At 63.2% G+C, this 15494-nt stretch carries 10 protein-coding genes; all 10 read right to left on the bottom strand.

The window, feature by feature from the left end:
• Nucleotides 1–172: 172 nt before the first annotated feature.
• Nucleotides 173–436, bottom strand: coding sequence for a PAAR domain-containing protein (locus tag BME24068_RS17740; RefSeq protein WP_174926848.1), 264 nt, complete (start codon nt 434–436; stop codon nt 173–175).
• 41 nt (nt 437–477) lie between these two features.
• Nucleotides 478–2115: a tetratricopeptide repeat protein gene (locus BME24068_RS17735; RefSeq protein ID WP_174926847.1), complete on the bottom strand. Its 1638-nt coding sequence runs from the start codon at nt 2113–2115 to the stop codon at nt 478–480.
• Between the two features lie 13 nt (nt 2116–2128).
• Nucleotides 2129–4174 (bottom strand): phospholipase D-like domain-containing protein, encoded by a 2046-nt coding sequence (locus BME24068_RS17730; protein WP_174926846.1) that lies wholly within the window; start codon nt 4172–4174, stop codon nt 2129–2131.
• Between the two features lie 39 nt (nt 4175–4213).
• A complete protein-coding gene (locus BME24068_RS17725) occupies nt 4214–6949 on the bottom strand; it encodes a type VI secretion system Vgr family protein (protein WP_174926845.1) in 2736 nt (911 codons plus the stop codon).
• A 680-nt stretch (nt 6950–7629) separates the two neighbouring features.
• Nucleotides 7630–8838 (bottom strand): phosphotransferase enzyme family protein, encoded by a 1209-nt coding sequence (locus BME24068_RS17720; RefSeq protein ID WP_174926844.1) that lies wholly within the window; start codon nt 8836–8838, stop codon nt 7630–7632.
• A 23-nt stretch (nt 8839–8861) separates the two neighbouring features.
• On the bottom strand, nt 8862–9473 hold the full coding sequence (gene pnuC, locus BME24068_RS17715) for a nicotinamide riboside transporter PnuC (RefSeq protein WP_174926843.1): 612 nt from the start codon (nt 9471–9473) through the stop codon (nt 8862–8864).
• Nucleotides 9474–9532: 59 nt separating this feature from the next.
• Nucleotides 9533–11764 (bottom strand): TonB-dependent siderophore receptor, encoded by a 2232-nt coding sequence (locus BME24068_RS17710; RefSeq protein ID WP_174926842.1) that lies wholly within the window; start codon nt 11762–11764, stop codon nt 9533–9535.
• Between the two features lie 493 nt (nt 11765–12257).
• Entirely contained in the window at nt 12258–13976 is a 1719-nt protein-coding gene (locus BME24068_RS17705; protein ID WP_174926841.1) for an AMP-binding protein, read from the bottom strand.
• 46 nt (nt 13977–14022) lie between these two features.
• Nucleotides 14023–15141, bottom strand: a complete 1119-nt coding sequence (gene peaD / locus BME24068_RS17700) for a quinohemoprotein amine dehydrogenase subunit beta (protein ID WP_174926840.1) — start codon at nt 15139–15141, stop codon at nt 14023–14025.
• Nucleotides 15142–15169: 28 nt separating this feature from the next.
• Nucleotides 15170–15493 carry a quinohemoprotein amine dehydrogenase subunit gamma gene (gene qhpC / locus BME24068_RS17695; protein WP_174926839.1) on the bottom strand — a complete coding sequence of 108 codons (324 nt, stop codon included), beginning with the start codon at nt 15491–15493 and terminating at the stop codon, nt 15170–15172.
• Nucleotide 15494: the final 1 nt, after the last annotated feature.

Here is a 15494-nt window from a genome sequence, read left to right as displayed (position 1 = left end):
AACTCGCGTTGCTCACGTGATCGCCGACGCTGGCGGCCTGCTCGGCGGATGCGACAGCGCACGCCCCGCACCATCGCGCCGATCGACAGCGCGGCAACGGCAATGCAATCGGGGACGTCGAATCTTTGGGTATTCGCACTCGTTGGATGCTGACCGATTCGTCCCGCCGCGTTCACGACCACGAAATAGTGGCGGAACGACTCACCAGCGTGCAGCCGCATGTCGCACGATGTCCATGCAACGCAACCGGTGCGCCGCTAATCATGCCGTTCGCGTCTCCTTCAGCAATCGTCTGCGTTCCGTGCTCCTTGCATTCGACCACATCGCCTTTGCGGGCGATCGCCTTGCCGTCCATGACATCGGCATGCGAACCTGTCGTAACAGTGCCGCCATGCGGCGCGAGCGTATCGCCCACCACAATGACCTGACGAACCATTCGTTTCCCTCTCTAGCGTGCAGCAGCGGCGGACCGGACATTTACAAACCAATCGCGTATATGCCCGGCATACCAGTTTCCGTATTGGGACTGCCTAGGTAGGTCCATTGCACATCCCTCATGGCGACGTCAATGAAACGGCTCCCGGCAGAGGGAAATGCTTGCCCCTTCTCGACGAAAGCCTGCTGATCCCAGCGGTTGTACAGCACTGCCATCGGGTGATCGACTGCAACGCGCCCTTCCCAAATCCCGGTTTCCGGGCAACCGCGATCTCCGGCACATCGGGGTCCTGCCGACGGCGAGACCTCCCGCAGCAGTCCCGCGCCGATCAGGTTTGCAAGAAAATCCGTGCGCTGCGGCGGAAGGCGGTATGCCTCACCGAGGTAATACCACTGCACGCGATCCGGCGACAACCAGTCATAAGAAGGTGCTTCGAATCGTTCACCAGCTTCGTAGCGCTCGGGCAGCCCAGAGCGGGCAATCAGCCGCGCGTCCGGTTGCGTCGACGAGCCGTACAGCGCCAGCCAATAACCGGCCCTGGGAACGGATTGATCACCGGTAATTGCTGGCGCGCTGCTATCGAGCGCAGCAACCGCATGCCCATCGGGAACGAATGATCGCCCCTCACCCACGCTGCTTTTTTGCAATACTGCTGGCGGGCTGACAGGCTTGGCCGCGTCGATCAGCGTTTTCGCATTCCCGTCCCACTTGGGGAGCGGCGCCGGTGGTAGCGGAAGAACCTTGTCCAGGTTAGGAAGTTTTAGACGGCCTTTGTAGTGCTCCAGCGCATCCCCTAGCATGAAATAGCGTTGGGCGCGTGCTGTGTCGATATGGCCAACGATATTATTTCCGCTAGTCAAATCAAATCCGCGAAATTCGGATGCCAGATCTTTTGCGCACTTTGCACAGCCCAGCTTAACACCGTCGTGCAAAACCTTGAGGGCCTGAAGCTTTGATTCAGGTGTAGTTCCCTTGTACAAGCCGCCCAGGTCATAGGCTGCCTCTCCATAACCCTGAGCAAGGGAGCACCGTAGCATTTCCAAGCCAATAGTCGAGTTTCCCCAGAATTCACCATCTGGACTGTCGTAGCTACCACTCATCTTAAAACCAAGAAACGCTTGGGCTGCAGGACTGCCCATGTCCGCAGCACGTTGAAAAAATGCATAAGCGCTGGTGGCATCGCCGCCCTTGATCAGCCCGTTCAGGTGATAGGTGCCCATCATGTCATAGGCATCGGGTACGCCCGACTGCATCGCTTTCTCGACCCATTTGATCGCAGCTTCCGGATCATGCTGTGGTACGCCGGGATAGTCACTCAGGATCAGGGAAGCAAGGTTGAGCATCGCTTTCCAGTGACCGCGATCGGCTGCCTGAACATAGAGCTGGTAGATCTTTAGATAGTCACGTTTCTCATAGTAAACATCGGGATTGTCGAGCGCGAGAGCCTGCTGGAACCATAGCTCAGCCTGGGGATCAACAGGCGGCACATGCTGATTCTGATATACGCACGTAAAGCTTTTCCGATGCGGATTGAACAAGGGCAGTTTTTCGTAGCGTGGGAGATCGGACATGGCAGCAGTTGATTTGACAGTCGAAGAAGACAATTCCCCCGCGTGTACGCTGATGGCAAACAGAGCAAGGGCTGCAAAAACAATTCTGTAGATAACAACGATCGGCATCAGGCAACCTCGATCAGGCAGTTTGAGGAGTGTCGAAGGACGAGGGTAGGTCTATCTGTGCATGCAGTATTGTATTGGCGCGACTATCTTCAAACGGAAGAATGAAGCCCCGCATGTTATTCCCCTTCATCTTGGCAATAAGATTGTCATGCATGCGCTTCTCCCAGTCATCGTAGACCATGGGCACCTGATTCCGATCCCCACTTCCTTGAGTCGCGTCACCCGAGAGCAAAGGAAACACCCGCGAGCGAAGTTTCGATGCCCAGTCGGAACCCGTGGCACCAAAATTGATTTCGCTGTCGACGGCCATGCTGCGCTGATTCATGTTTGCGCTGCCCAGCGTTACGAATACGTCGTCGATGATCATCAGCTTCGAATGGATGTAGATTTCCCGGTAGGCCATCTGGCCGCCCACTACGCCACTGGTGCGTAGCCGGGCGATACTGACCTTCAGGCCGATCGTGTCTTGCAGTTCCTTCAGGCTTTGCGGATGGAAAGTATTTTTGCCCTGAGCATCCCTATACTGTTGCGGTGTTTTACCCGCTGCGACGAGGTCATGTTGCCCCTTCATGGCGTCACCGTGTCCCAGTTCGGCCATCATGTCGTAGGTACGTGGAATCATGCCGGGGTCCTGCGGGTGCGGTGTCACCACAAACAGATGCAGCATCGGGGCCTGCTGCTGCGGCTTGTTCGCCAGTTTCGCCCACGCATCCTGGAAACGCTTTCGCTCCGCCTTCAGATGGCGTGCAAATTCCGGATAGAAGAAATACTGGTTCTCCATGTAAATGTAGTTGCGCGCGAAACTCATTGCCTGAAAGTAAAGGCTCTTGATCGTCTTCTCATGCTCATGCGGCTGCGTCCGTACGATCTGTACCTTGCACGAGGGATCGTCTGGCAGGCTCTTGATGCCGGGCGGCAGTTCTTTGTGTTCGGTCGTTTGCCAAGCGGGGGGAGCGAACAAGTTCCAGCCACGCTCGAAATTCTGGTGCAGTCGCTTCAATGCCCTCCCAACTATCCGGGTGGCGTAATCCTGGTACGGATTCACGTGCTTATAAGGCGCAGTGCTCAGGGTACCCGTCGGATTCTGTGTTTCCTGCTCGTGCTTGTGCTCATCGTCCACGTACGATTGCGCCCATTCTTCCCGCAGCGGATCATCGATTTCATGCGCGGTTCGATCCCAGTAGTCCGTGACGGAATTCAACCCCATCACATAGCCGACTGCCTGCTTGCCATCGTAGGGGCGAGCGTAGTCGATCAGGATAGGTTTCTGATGATGCGTCGCATAGTCTTCGAGGAGATTCTTCTCATCCACATAACCCCAATCGCCTTTGTCGCTGTGGGTGCTCGGCGCATCCTCTTCCTTCAGTGGAGTATTCATCAACGACTTGACGTCTTTGCTTGCAATACCGCGCAGAACAATCTGTAGTCGCTGATTCTTCGTCAGGATACCGCTGCCCTTGCTCTCGCCATCGGGCAAATTGCGGTTCCACCAGTCAATGCACCACTGAGTCCGCTTCGCATTCGCGTAGGGCGGAGCCTGCTGCACGGTCTTTTGGATTGGACTGGTCCACCCGTTGACCGGAACATCCGTGAATCCCGGCATGCTGTTCTGCTTGCGCGATCCTCGGGGGTCGAACCAAATCAGCAACCGCACGGTAACGGGATTGTCTTTGCGTTGAGTGATCTCTTCCAGTAGTGCTCCGTACACGATCCCACGTGGCCAGACACCGGCAGTAGGCGTGACGGGGGAAGGTTTTCCTTCAAACTTCGGGACGCCAACGCCCTGAGGCGATTCGGGACCACGCCAGATCTCCATTCCGGGATCGAATCCCCAGCAGCAAATGTCGACCGTTCCCTGCGCGCCCATGATGTCTGCTGCAATAGACCTGAACCCTTCCTCACCGCACACGAAGAACCGCAAATCGTTGCCGGTGGTCGGCACGACATCCTTGTCAACGCCCTTTTCGAGAAGCCACTGAACAGCGCCTTGCGCTGCGCGGCCCGCTTCATCAACGGCAACATCTACTGCGTTATGAGTTTCGAGAGGAAGCTGTGCCATGTTCTTTTCTCTGTGATTTGACGGGCATTGATATCGGAATCAGACCAGACGCTCGCCACGATTGCTGCGCTGGTCGGCATGATCGGGATCACCCTGCAACGCATCTTTCACCTTCAGGTCATACTTGCTGCCGTTGGCGAGTTTGACCTGATAGGCCGGCGTACCGGGTTGGTGATCCTTCACCACGACGCGACCGAACTCGTCGGTCACCCCGTCGTCGATCTTTGCCCCGTCCTTATACAGTTCGTAAGGTTCGCTTACGTACTGATGGGCCTCACCGCCCGGAAGTGCCCCCAACGCGAAGTGCAGTTGTTCCTTCTCCGGCGGCAGCGCTGGAATATTCGGCGTACTGACGCTGTCTGGCCCAGTAAAAGTACGGGCCGCCGAGTGCACCTCAAAACCACCCGATGTGCCGCTCTTGATTTGGCTAGACGTCCAGCGGGTATAGCTGCCGCCACCGTTGATCTCGACTTCCTGCTGGGCGCTGATGGTAATTTTGTTCGCTGTTACCGTCACGTTCAGTTTCGCCAACAGGTTGATACTGTCCTTCAGCGCCTTCACATCGATATCGCCTGCCGCCGCAACGAGCCGCATGCCGGCTTCGGCAACAAACAGACGCAACGCCCGGCGCGCGCTTGCGAAGAAGCCGCCGCCCGTACTGACCGACATATGCTCGCCAGCGGTAACGGACGTACTCTTGCCGCTGCTGACGTGAATCAGTTCCGGCGTGCTCGTGACGACACCCGCGGGACTTGCGAGCACCAAGTGTGGTTGATCGAACTGCTTCAATGTTCCGCCACCCTGGATACCCTTCGCCTGCGCCTTCAGCGTTCCGGCAACAGATTTTTGCTCGCCGTCCTGCGCACCCGCCGATTGCGCGGACTGCGCAAGGCTCGTTGCGGTGTCCTGGGCGTTGGCCAACTGAAGATTCACTTCATCGACGCTGAATGCGTCACCACTCGCGCCTTGACGCGGGTGAGTCGTCAACAGCAGCCCGCGTGCACCGCGCACGGCAGCGTTCCCATCGGTGCGCAGCTCGACGCCTTCTCCGCGTTTCTCGCCGCGACCAGCCGGTTCACTCACGCGCGTGATGTAACCCGCATGCAGACCCGACTCGAGATGGTCACTGCGTATCTGTGTCTGTACCTGCCCTTGCGTGTCGTCCTTCAACCAGACATTGTTCTGTACGCCGCCGATTTCCTTGCTGACGAAGCCCGATAGTGGGTGCTGATCCGGAAGGTTCCATTGCGGCCGATTCGTGCCGTTCCCGACACGCGCCGTGATGATCGGCCTGTCTGGATTGCTATCGAGAAACGACACGACGACCTCATCGCCGATTCTGGGCAGTTGGATGCCGCCGAAGCCGCCACTCGCCCACGGCTGCGCGACACGCACCCAGCACGAGCTGCGCTCGTTGCGCTGACCGATCCGGTCCCAGTGGAACTGGACCTTCACTCGGCCTAGTTCATCAGTATAGATTTCCTGACCTTGCGGCCCGACGACGGTTGCCGTCTGCAATTGCATGACAGGCCTGTCGTGTTCAAACGGACTGCGGAACGGAACGGACCTGCGTTGCGTTTCAATCTCGACGAAGTAGAAACCCGTGGAGCCGTCGGAATGTGTCACACTTGCCGCACCGTTTTCATCACGGTTGGCCGCCGCGTCGGCCAACCTGACTTGCAAGCTACCGGGGAGATTCGCGTGGTGGCTTGACCCTGGGAGATTGTTTTCTATCAGCCAAGCAGCCTCGACAACCACGAACTGGCGTCTTTCAGCGGAGTCCCCGTCATGTTCCGGGTGTCCCGTCAATTCGAACCATCGGCCCGCGTCGACTTCACGCAGCCCGCCCGTGCCATAGAACCGTTTTGCGCCCGACTCCCATTCCTCCATGCGGATTTTTGTCAAATGCTCGCCGCGATCGTCCTTGAGATACGTATAGGGGCCGGTGTATTCATAGACCTCTAGTTCCTCAGGCAGCTCGTGCGACAGCGTTGGAACATGCGTGCCTTTCGGATTGCCGAGTGATGATGGACTCTTGTAATCAAACGTGCGCGTCGCCAGCACCGCGCTATGCAGACTGCGCATGCCCGACCAGTGCAGCAGCGCGTCAATCTCGCTGTTCATGCCGTCTCGCGAAAACCGAGCAGTCTGCGTCGTAAGCGGTTCGCAAGTGTCAAGACGGTCTGTGATGGTCAACGTATGTGCCTTGCCGTCTTCGGCCTGTTTCCAGATACCGAACAGTCCTTCCGCTTCCATTAGACGGTGGACAAAGGTCCAGTCATCCTCATATTGCGTGCAGTATGACCGTGGATCGAGCGGTCTCGAAATCGCGAAGTTGAACTGGCCTTTCGCCTGGGAATGCGCATTGAAAACGTCGGTCAGGATTTCATCGACCGCCTTGTCCTGCCAGATGCGCTGATCGCGGCGGAATTTAAGGAAATTCATCCACGATGAAAAACGAATTTGATAGCTGGTCAACCCACCTTCTGATCCAAGCCGTCTGACCGAATATACATAGCCGTGGCGGGGAAGATAGGATTTATTGGCCTGCTGAAGCCAGAGGGTGACGGGTTGGCCAATGAGTTGTTTGAGCTTGATACTGCTGCTGCTCGACTGAACATCGAGTGTGTACTCAAAATGCCGACCAATGCGCGACCATCCTGCGACACGCTGCGGCAACAGCACGTCAGGTCCGAGCGGGGTATCAAGTTTGACCAGTCTCTCATGCTGGATCAACCCGCCCTGAATCGCTCTCACGATGTCCTGCGCATCCATATTCAGTCCCTTTTTATTGTTTTCGCCTGTTTATCGTCATTGATTTGACATACCGTTCTGGTCGATTCTACAGCCGATTGACCTGACAATTGCCCAAAATGGGTTCTTCCCGGATTACCGGGATAGGCAGCCTTGATCTCCAGGAGAAGCAGGCGCTGTCACGGTAACCGTAGGCCACACGTTCATGTTGACACGGGTGTTGAGGCCTTCGAGCTGGCCGGTGTGCATGGGCCAACGCACGCGTGAGTGGATGCCGCGCCGGCATGCAGCCAGTTCGCCGTGCTGCGCCGCTGGGTGCGGCGGCTTCAGATGGAACGTCAGGGCAAGCAATCACGCCGGACCAGCGCCAGTATGCAAGCCGGAACTTCCGGCAGCGCCTGTAGCGCTATCGGATACAGCGAGGCATGAGCCGTCGTGGAAAGAGCCGCCGATGTCGGCACGGGCCGCGTGGGCATCGGCGAGCGAGCGCGCGCACGTATCGCAATTGGCCCTGGAACTGCGTGCGCTGCACGTCACGCACGTCAGGAAAGCTGAACTTGCCGAGCGCGTAGCCGCGCGACTTCGCATCGAGCGCGTGCCGCGCAGTGCCGGGTTGCAGCGAGCCTGCGGTCGCCGCACGAAAGGAAGAAGTTCCGGCGATCCGCATGCATACGCTGAAAGCACCGGCACGCGCACGCCCGTCAGGCGCCGCCCCGCTTCTCACGCCGACGCTGCACCAGCCAGTCGAGCAGTTGCCGCCCGTCGCGTTCGCCGAACCATTGCGCATGCCCGATCAGATAACCGTCGTACGCCACGTCGACGATATCGGGCGCGTTGACGATACAGCCGAAATACGCGACTTCCGACAGCGCGAATTCCGTATGCACGATCGGCAGCAGCGCGACCAGCGCCGCATGCGCATCGTCGCTCAGCGGTTCGAGCGACTCGTAGCCGTCGAGCAGCGCGGCGATCTGTTCGTACTCGACACGACGCGCCTCGGCCGGCGCCATCCAGTCGACCGTGTTGCGCTCGATCGCGAGCGCGACGTCCATCACCGCGCAGGTACGATCCGCCAAACCGAAGTCGAGCACCGTCCGCACCTCCGCACCCGGCCCGGCACCGGTCCACAGCAGGTTCGACGCATGCCAGTCGCCATGCGTCCACAGCGGCGGCAACGCAGGCAGCAGCGGCACGAGGCGCGCGTGATACGGGCCGATGACGTTCGCAACGTCGCCGCGCCAGTCGCGCGCACCGAGCGCCTTGACGAGCAACGGTTGCGCCGTGACCCAGCGTTCGAGCGCACCGGCAAGATCGCCCGACGACAGCACGCGAAAACTCGACAGCAGCGGGCGCACCGGCCGCGCCGGCGCGTCGTAGCCGGCCGATGCGCGATGCAGCTCGGCCAGCGCGCGGCCGGCCGCGTACGCATGCGACGGATGCGTGAACGGCTTCCACGACATCACGCCGCGGTACGCATCGACACCCGGCGCGACCACGTGCATCTCATACGTCCAGTCGCCGGATGCGAACGCGGTCGCGCCGTCGCGACCGGCGAGCACGTCCGCCACCGGCACGCCGCGCTCGCGCAGATGCGCGATGAAGCGATGCTCTTCCTCGAGCCCCGCGACGTCGCGCAGGCTCACGTGATGACGCTTGACGAACAGCGCGCGCTCGTCGGTCGTGCGCACCAGCACGGCCGCCGAGAACGGCCGCGGGCTGTGCCACGTGAGGCGCGCGGGCGCGCCGACGCCATCGATGCGCGCAAGCACGGCCGCGACTTCGTCGTGCGTCATCAGCGGCCAGTCGCGTTCGGCCTGTTCGCCGTCGACGCCGAACTGCGGCGGCGCGACCTCGCGCGCATCGGCGCGCTCACGCGATGCCGGCGCATCCGGCTCGAGAGGAAATGACATGGACGACGTTGCTCCGTAGTGAATCAGCCCGCCGGGCTCGCCGCCGCGCGCAGCGCGTCGGCCGTCCGGCGCCAGTCGCGCCAGCCGATGACGGCGAGCGCGATGAACAGCGCATAGAGTCCGGCCGTCAGATACAGTTCCTTGAACACGAACATCCCGACATACACGACGTTCACGACGATCCACAGCCCCCACGACGCGATGTAGCGCCGCGCGGTCCAGTATTGCGCGACGAGGCTGAACGCGGTCAACGACGCATCGACGAACGGCAGCGCCGCATCGGTCCAGCGCGCCATCATCCCGCCGAGCAGCGCGCTGCCGACCACGGCCGCGATCAGGTCGGGCAGCATCTGGCGCGGCCGCACGCCGGTGACGGGCGCGACGTCGCCTGCGAGCGCCGCACCGCCGCTCGCCTCGAGCGTGCGTTGCGCGATCCAGCGCCGCCAGCCGTACACCTGCAGCACCGCGAACGCGCCTTGCAGCAGCATGTCCGAATACAGCTTCGCGTCGAAGAAGATCCAGCCGTACAGCGCGACCGACGCGAGCCCGACCGGCCAGCACAGCATGCGCCGCTTCGCGGTCAGCCAGATCGCGAGGGCGCTGACGATCACGCCGGCGATTTCGAGTGGGGACATCGTCTGTGCTCTCCTGGTTGGCTGCCGGGGCCGCGCATCATGCGGCCGGATCCCGACGATCAGAAATCATAGGTCAACGACACGCGCGCGGTGCGCGGCGCGCCCGGGAACAGGTACGCGTCGCCCTGCTGCTCGCCCGCGTCGCGCCAGTAGAACTTGTTGAACAGGTTGTCCACCGACACGCGCAGCACCGTGCGATGGCCGCCGATCCTGGTCGTATAGCGCGCGCCGAGATTGAACACGAACCACGACGGCACGCGCGCGGTGCCCTCTTCGTTCGCGTTGCGCGCGGCGCTATACTCGACGCCGCCGAGCACGTTCAGGCCCGCGACGCCCGGCACCGCGTAGTCCGCATACAGCGACGCGCGCAGCGCCGGCACGTTGATGATCTGGTGCCCTTCGTACGCCGGCGAACCCGAATCGTACGCGCGCGCACGGATCGCCGCGACGCTGGCCGTCAGCGACAGCCGCTCGGTCAGCCGGCCGGCCGCGCCGAGCTCGATCCCCTGGTGGCGCTCCGTGCCGCGCTGCACGAACGTATAACCCGTGCCCGACGCATCGGGATCGGCGAACTGGAACGGCTTGCTGATCGAGAACACGGCCGCCGTGAGGCTCAGCCGGTCGAGCCAGTCGTATTTCGCGCCGAGCTCGAACTGGTGCGATTCGACGGGCGGCAGGAACGCATACGCGTTGGTCGCACGCACCGGTGCCTGGTCGCCGAGCGACAGCGCCTTGCTGTACGACGCATACAGCGACAGCACGTTCACCGGCTTGTAGACGAGCGCGACCTGCGGCAGGAACACCGAGCGGTCGGTGTGCGTCGCGTCGCCGTCGAGGCTGTCCCAGCTGCGCTGGCGCAGCAGCACTTCCTTGCCGCCCGCGAGCACCTGCCAGTGTTCGCCGATGCTGATGCGATCGAGCCCGAACACGCCGTACTGCCACGCGTCGAGTTGCGGATACGACGGCCCGGCCGTATTCGGCGACGGCGCGAACGTGACGTCCGGCCCGTAGACGTTCTCGCTGCCGACGTAGTCGTACACGGCGTCGGCCATGTGCACGACGCGGCGCTGCACGCTCACGCCGAGCGTCAGCTCGTGCTGCAGCGGGCCGGTCGCGAACTTGCCCGTCGTCACCGCGCGCAGGTCGTCGTTGCGGCGATATTCGCCGGGGCTGCGGAAGTCGTACACGTCGTAGTCGCCGTTCGCGCCGAAGAAGAACGGCGACGTCGTGCCGGCCGCGCAGCTCGGTGCGTACGAGCAACCGTACGGGAACGCGCTGTTGTCGTCGATCATCGTGCGGCTGCGGCCCACGGCGACGTACGCCTTCCAGGCGTCGTTGAACTGGTAGTCGAAGCGCGCGTTCAGGTTCAGCGCGTCGGTCGTCACCGGCTTCGCCCACGGCTGCGTGCCGAGCGCCTTCGACGTCGTGTTGACGGACGGCACGACGGTGCCGCCGAGCAGTTGATAGCCCGGTGCCGAACGCTGGATCCACTGCTGGAATTCCGCGTTGAGCTGCAGGCTCGCGCGCGGGCTGATGTCCCAGTCGGCGGCGATCGAGCCGAACGTGCGTCGTCCGTTCGTGCCGTCGACGTACGAGTGCATGTTCTCCTTCGCCGCGTTGATCCGGAACCCGAACTGGTTGTCCGGGCCGAAGCGGCGGCCGAGATCGACGGCGGCCGACGTCGAGCCGCGGCTGTCGACGCCGGTCGTCACGCTCGCGACGTTGGCCGAGCGCTTCGTCACGAAGTTGATCACGCCGCCCGGCGCCACCACGCCGCTGTCGATGCCGGCCAGCCCCTTCAGGATCTCGACGCGCTCCTTGTTCTCGAGCGGCACGTTCTGCTCGCCGGACACGGTGAGCCCGTCGATCCGGATCGCGCTCGCAAGATCGACCGGGAAGCCGCGGATCGCGAAGCCTTCGTAGTAGCCGACCGGCGCATAGTCGTTGACGACCGATGCGTCGTTGCGCACCACGTCGCTCAGGCGCCTGGCCTGCTGGTCGTCGAGCTGCGCGCGCGTGACGACGCTGACGGAGGCCGGCGTGTCGCGCAGCGGCGCGTCGTCGAGCCCCGCGACCGACGCGTCGCGCGCGCGAAACGCGCTGCCGCGCTCGCCGCTGACCGTGATCGCCGGCAGCGTCGCGCTGCCCGCCGTATCGGCGTCCGGCGCCGGTGCGTCTCCCTGCGCCGCGGCAGCCTGCGCCGCGAAAAGCGTGATGCCGAGACCGACGCCAAGCCCGACCTTCGCGCGCCGCCGTCGTACGGACAACGCTGTTGTTCTATTTACCGTCATTGTTCTGGATGGAAAACTCGCCACTCGACCCTGTCGAAACACGTTACGAAGCTGCGAAGCGCGATCCCGCGAACGAATCCGCGACGGGCCCGGCGAATCTCCGGGCGCGCGCGTCGACACGACATTCATCAGACGAATCGGACGATGCGGCCGCATGCGGGCCGATCGATCGGGAAAGCGCAGGATGGGACATCGAATCCGGATGACGCGCCGGGCCCCGACGCGGCCGCCGATTCGTTCGTCGGGTGCCTGTCGGGCGGGCCGGCTGCATCGCGCGGCTTGTCTTGCGGGGGACGCTTCGAACGCCCCGGTGCGGGCGCGCGGCGCGGCGGTGCGCCGTTCGTCGGAATGGCGGCAGGCCCGGCGCGCGCGGCATCGCGGCGTGGCGCGCATTTTACCCCGGGCGGGCGCGGCGGCAGGAAAACCGCCCAGCGGGCGGGCGGTTGGGCAGACGCGGCGCAGTGCGGCGGGCGGCATGGCCGCCGCCGGACAACTACGCGGTATCGGCGGCTTTCAGCCCCCATGCGTCGATCATCTGCTGGCGCATCACGAACTTCTGCACCTTGCCGGTCACCGTCATCGGCAATTCGTCGACGAAACAGACGTACTTCGGGATCTTGTAATGCGCGATCTGGCCGTGGCAAAACGCCCTCACATCGTCCTCGGCCATCTGCTCGTTCGCGCGCAGCACGATCCACGCGCACAGCTCCTCGCCGTACTTCGCGTCCGGCACGCCGAACACCTGCACGCTCTGGATCTTCGGATGCCTGAACAGGAATTCCTCGATCTCGCGCGGATAGATGTTCTCGCCGCCGCGGATCACCATGTCCTTCAACCGGCCGACGATGTTGCAGTAGCCGTCCGCATCGAGCGTCGCGAGATCGCCCGTGTGCATCCAGCCGTCGACGATCGTTTCCCGCGTTTTCGCATCGTCGTCCCAGTAGCCCAGCATCACCGAATAGCCCTTCGTGCACAGCTCGCCCGTCGCACCGACCGGCACGATGCGCCCGTCCGGATCGACGATCTTCACGTCCAGATGCGGCTGCACGCGCCCGACCGTCGTCGTGCGCTTCTCCAGCGGATCGTCGGTCGAGCTCTGGAACGACACGGGGCTCGTCTCCGTCATCCCGTATGCAATCGTGATTTCCGACAGGTGCATCTGCGACACGACGCGCTTCATCGTCTCGATCGGGCACGGCGAACCGGCCATGATGCCGGTGCGCAGCGTCGACAGGTCGAACGTCGAGAACGCCGGATGATCGAGTTCCGCGATGAACATCGTCGGCACGCCGTGCAGCGCGGTGCAACGTTCGTCGGCCACCGCCGCGAGCGTCGCGACCGGGTCGAACGCCTCGCCGGGGAACACCATCGCGGCCCCCGTCGACACGCACGCGAGCACCGCCAGCACCATCCCGAAGCAGTGATACAGCGGCACCGGAATGCACAGCGAATCCTGCTCGGTGAAGCGCATCGCCATCGCGATGAAACGCGCATTGTTGACGACGTTGCGATGCGTGAGCGTCGCGCCCTTCGGGCTGCCGGTCGTGCCGCTCGTGAACTGGATGTTGATCGGATCGGCGGCAGCAAGCGTCGCGCCGATCGCATCGAGCGCCGCGACATCGAGCGTGTCGCGGCCGCGCGCCATCACGTCCGCGAAGCGGAACATCCCGGCCGGCGCGACCTCGCCCATCGACACGACCGTGCGCAGGGTCGGCAGCCGCGCCGCATGCAGCTCGCCCGGCGCACAATGCGCGAGTTCCGGCGCCAGCGCCTGCAGCATTTCCAGGTACTTCGACGACTTGAACTGCTCGGCCGCGATCAGCGCGCGGCAGCCGACCTTGTTCAGCGCGTATTCGAGTTCCGCGAGCCGGTAGGCCGGATTGATGTTGACGAGAATCGCGCCGATGCGCGCGGTCGCGAACTGCGTGAGCAGCCATTCGACGCGGTTCGGCGACCAGATGCCGACGCGGTCGCCCTTTTCGATGCCGAGCGCGGCGAGGCCGGCCGCGAGTACGTCGATCTCGTGCGCGAACGTGCGCCAGTCCCAGCGGATGCCCTGCTCGCGGAACACGACGGCCGGCCGCGCCGGAAAGCGCGCGGCGGTGTCGCGCAGCAGCGCGGCGACGGGCGCGTCCGACAGCGGCGCGTCGGTGCGGCCCCGCACGATCGACAGGCCGTCGCGCGGCACGCCGGTGGCGATGGCGGTGGTCATGTGTGTCTCCTGATCGGCGGCGCCGGCCCGCGGGCCGGCGCGCGCGTCATCGTGTAAAGATCTGCGCGGTCGTGATCGCCATGTCGCCGCCCGGCACGCGAATGTCCTTCAGCTTCTTCAGCGTGTCGGCGTCGTACACCGCGACGGTGTTGAAGGTGCCGGCAAGGTAGAGCTTGCTGCCCTCGCGGTTGAACGACAGGCAGTAGTACGAATGATCGAGCGGCGCGGCTTCCACCAGCTTCTCGCTCTTCACGTCGTACTTGGCGATCCGGTTCAGCACGCCGTACATCGCGTTCGGATCCTTCGGCGACAGGCCGCCCGTGAAGTACACCTCGGTGACCGGCGCGAAATCCTTGACCGTCGCGTTGCCCGTCTTCAGGTCGATGTCGATGTAGCCGTACATCGTCTGCGCGGATGCCGGATCCTTCTTCTCGTCCTTGAAGCGGTCGGCCGTGTAGAGCAGGTTGAACGTGTGCTGCGGACGCTGCTGCGGCCACACGTACAGCACGTCCGGCTGGCCGTGCAGCGGCCGCTTCCAGTTGCGCAGCGGCACCGCGACGTCGTACTTGCCGGTCTGCGCGTTCATCCGGTAGATGTCCGCGCCGACGATGAACAGCGACCCGTCGTCGGCCGCCTGCAGCATCGTCGTCTGGCGCGGCGCCGGGAACGTGCGCACCGGCTTCGCATCGAGCCCGCCGTCGGTGCGGTACACCTGCAGGCGCGGCGACTCCACTTCGTAGCTGTCGCGGTTCAGTTTCGTCGGATTGACGACGCTGTAGATCTCCTTGCCGTCCGGGCTCAGCCCGATCGAGAACATCGCGCGCGCGCGCTCGTTGCCGGCTTCCGCGAGATCCGCATGGAACACGGTCTTGCACGAATCGAGATCGATGCCGTACAGGTCGCCGTAGTGATTGTTCAGCACGTAGGCGCGCGTATGGTCCGGGCTGATCTGGATCGTGCCGGGGCCGAACGCATCGGGCAGCGTGCAGGTCTTCGCGATGCTGTCGGTGCCCGTGTCGATCACCGTCAGGTTGTTCGGATAGTTCGTGACGGCGAGGTACTCGTGGCCGGCCTGCAGCGGCGCGCCGGCCGCGGCCGACAGCGACGCGGCCGATGCGAGCGCGGCGGCGAGGAACGCGCGGCTCAGGGGTGTCGTGAATCGCATGGAGAATCCTTGATCGGTGCCGGGTGGATCACTTGTCTTTGGGGAACACGCTGCCGAGCTGGCGCCAGTCCGCGCCGGAATCGGCCGCATGCTTGTTCCAGTCGGGATAGGTGCTCATCATGTCGGGCACCTGCGCGGGCCACCAGCACGGATCGGAGCAGCCGTACAGGTCGGCTTCCATCGGCTGGCACAGCGACGCCACTCCGCCGAACACGTCCGTTTCCCAGCCGGGATCGGTCGTCGACGTGCAGCCCGCGACGGACGTCATCGCCACGACTTCCTCGAGGCGATCCTGCTGCGCGGCCTCCTCGAGCTTTCTCGCCTTGTTGTTGAGCGGCTTCAGATGTTTCATG

Origin of the sequence: Burkholderia anthina (assembly GCF_902498995.1) — a bacterium.
In the GTDB taxonomy this organism is placed as follows: Bacteria; Pseudomonadota; Gammaproteobacteria; order Burkholderiales; family Burkholderiaceae; genus Burkholderia; species Burkholderia anthina.
This window is presented reverse-complemented; position numbering and strand designations above follow the sequence as displayed.